The sequence below is a fragment of the Flavobacterium sp. LM5 genome (assembly GCF_002017945.1).
In the GTDB taxonomy this organism is placed as follows: Bacteria; Bacteroidota; Bacteroidia; order Flavobacteriales; family Flavobacteriaceae; genus Flavobacterium; species Flavobacterium succinicans.
The window spans coordinates 1-3,008 of sequence record NZ_MUFX01000008.1; the positions used below are offsets into that span (position 1 = coordinate 1).

Annotated in this window: 2 protein-coding genes; one reads left to right on the forward strand and one right to left on the reverse strand. The window is 37.2% G+C overall.

Annotated elements, in window-relative coordinates; all coding sequences use genetic code 11:
* Positions 1-1,056 precede the first annotated feature (1,056 nt).
* A complete protein-coding gene (locus BXU11_RS15895) occupies positions 1,057-1,485 on the forward strand; it encodes a helix-turn-helix domain-containing protein (RefSeq protein WP_078213247.1) in 429 nt (142 codons plus the stop codon).
* Here BXU11_RS15895 and BXU11_RS15900 read toward each other — a convergent pair.
* A complete protein-coding gene (locus BXU11_RS15900; protein ID WP_078213248.1) occupies positions 1,477-1,950 on the reverse strand; it encodes a helix-turn-helix domain-containing protein in 474 nt (157 codons plus the stop codon). The two genes, BXU11_RS15895 and BXU11_RS15900, sit on opposite strands and share 9 nt — an antisense overlap.
* Positions 1,951-3,008: the final 1,058 nt, after the last annotated feature.

Genomic DNA, 3,008 nt, shown 5'->3' on the forward strand with positions numbered 1-3,008 from the left:
AAGACACAGCCGACATCAACCAGACGTTTTGCAACTGAAAAGATAATTATGAGCTAGCGAGCGTGCCGACGCAAATCAAGCTCGGAATCTGACAGCGAAATGTGAAAGACAAGCAAATGTGAATCACTTTGCGGAAAACAGAAAGCGGAAAATTTTTTCGTTTTTTTTTTTGAGTTTTAATGGAAAAACATCATTCTGACGACAAACAGCAAACGGAAAAGCGACCAAAATTGAAACGTGGAAAAGTTGCTGACATTGGGCTGGAAAATTGGAAAGGATGAACTTTGGTGCTTTTCAGACGTGTCGCAACGCTGCATAACACACGTTACACGCGATTTGGGCATTTGGCTTTATCTGAAAATTGGTTTTGTATTTGGAAGTTTTGGCTTATCCGAAAAATAACGCTACTTTAGACCCAAACCGCGTGTAGCGCGGGAACGTTATAGGGCAGTTGAGCCGAAATTACGCAGGCAAATCCAATTTGAAAATAAACAGTTATTTCCGCCGCACGTTTACAAAGCAGAAGCGTGAAAATTGGAAGAGCCAGCAAACGTTAAAAATAGGATTCTAACGACAAGCAGACGAAAATCTGAAGTGTGAAAACGGAAGTATGAAAACGTAAGTGTGAAAATTGGACTTTGCCAACAGAAGCGTGAAAAGCTGAAGTGTGAAAAACGAAACTTACCAAACAAAACTTGAAAAGCAGGCTCTAAAGAAAGTGAACAGACGAAGCAAACCTGAAATTGATTCACGCCTACTCTAACGTGAAAAATGAAAAAGTGTGAAAGCTGGAATTGACCAACAGAAGCGTGAAAAATTTGCGGTTTAATAGTAATTTCGACTAAACAACCGCCCTATAACACACGCTACAAGCAAGCTGGGCAATTGGTTTAATTTGAAAATAGTTTGTACTTGATACATTTGTTTTTAACCGAAAGATTACGCATCTTTAATCCCAGCCTGCGTGTAGCGCGGGAACGTTATAGGGCAGTTGAGCCGAAATTCGTAAATTCAATAACTTAATGCAACATTTTTAATTTTTTAAATTTGTTGTATATGGAAAAGAAACGTAACAGATTAACCTTTGCAGAGCGTGTTATAATCGAGACTTTACTATCCGAAAAGAAGTCAATTTTATATATCGCTAGACAATTAGATCGTAACAGGAGTTCGATCCACAGAGAAGTCAAAAAATGGATTCGTATTCCTAGTGATAAATACCAAGCACATCTTGCCGATTTTTGCGCTAAAGAAGAGTATTTAAACAAAAGAAATCTTGACAAAATAAATACTCATTTTAGGCTAAAAGTGTTTGTATATAGAGGATTACTCAATGATCACTCACCGGAACAAATCGCAGGAAGTATCAAAGATTTATATCCAAATGACCCCATAATGTCTATTTCATATGAAGCAATATATAAGCATATTTACAAGCATAGACAATCTAGATTAGGAAGAAAATTAATCAAACTACTACCCTAGAGCCAAATCTCTTATTATTTCTTCTTTTGAATGGCTGTAGGGTAGTAGTTTGATTAATTTTCTTCCTAATCTAGATTGTCTATGCTTGTAAATATGCTTATATATTGCTTCATATGAAATAGACATTATGGGGTCATTTGGATATAAATCTTTGATACTTCCTGCGATTTGTTCCGGTGAGTGATCATTGAGTAATCCTCTATATACAAACACTTTTAGCCTAAAATGAGTATTTATTTTGTCAAGATTTCTTTTGTTTAAATACTCTTCTTTAGCGCAAAAATCGGCAAGATGTGCTTGGTATTTATCACTAGGAATACGAATCCATTTTTTGACTTCTCTGTGGATCGAACTCCTGTTACGATCTAATTGTCTAGCGATATATAAAATTGACTTCTTTTCGGATAGTAAAGTCTCGATTATAACACGCTCTGCAAAGGTTAATCTGTTACGTTTCTTTTCCATATACAACAAATTTAAAAAATTAAAAATGTTGCATTAAGTTATTGAATTTACGAATTTCGGCTCAACTGCCCTATAACGTTCCCGCGCTACACGCAGGCTGGGATTAAAGATGCGTAATCTTTCGGTTAAAAACAAATGTATCAAGTACAAACTATTTTCAAATTAAACCAATTGCCCAGCTTGCTTGTAGCGTGTGTTATAGGGCGGTTGTTTAGTCGAAATTACTATTAAACCGCAAATTTTTCACGCTTCTGTTGGTCAATTCCAGCTTTCACACTTTTTCATTTTTCACGTTAGAGTAGGCGTGAATCAATTTCAGGTTTGCTTCGTCTGTTCACTTTCTTTAGAGCCTGCTTTTCAAGTTTTGTTTGGTAAGTTTCGTTTTTCACACTTCAGCTTTTCACGCTTCTGTTGGCAAAGTCCAATTTTCACACTTACGTTTTCATACTTCCGTTTTCACACTTCAGATTTTCGTCTGCTTGTCGTTAGAATCCTATTTTTAACGTTTGCTGGCTCTTCCAATTTTCACGCTTCTGCTTTGTAAACGTGCGGCGGAAATAACTGTTTATTTTCAAATTGGATTTGCCTGCGTAATTTCGGCTCAACTGCCCTATAACGTTCCCGCGCTACACGCGGTTTGGGTCTAAAGTAGCGTTATTTTTCGGATAAGCCAAAACTTCCAAATACAAAACCAATTTTCAGATAAAGCCAAATGCCCAAATCGCGTGTAACGTGTGTTATGCAGCGTTGCGACACGTCTGAAAAGCACCAAAGTTCATCCTTTCCAATTTTCCAGCCCAATGTCAGCAACTTTTCCACGTTTCAATTTTGGTCGCTTTTCCGTTTGCTGTTTGTCGTCAGAATGATGTTTTTCCATTAAAACTCAAAAAAAAAACGAAAAAATTTTCCGCTTTCTGTTTTCCGCAAAGTGATTCACATTTGCTTGTCTTTCACATTTCGCTGTCAGATTCCGAGCTTGATTTGCGTCGGCACGCTCGCTAGCTCATAATTATCTTTTCAGTTGCAAAACGTCTGGTTGATGTCGGCTGTGTCTTTTC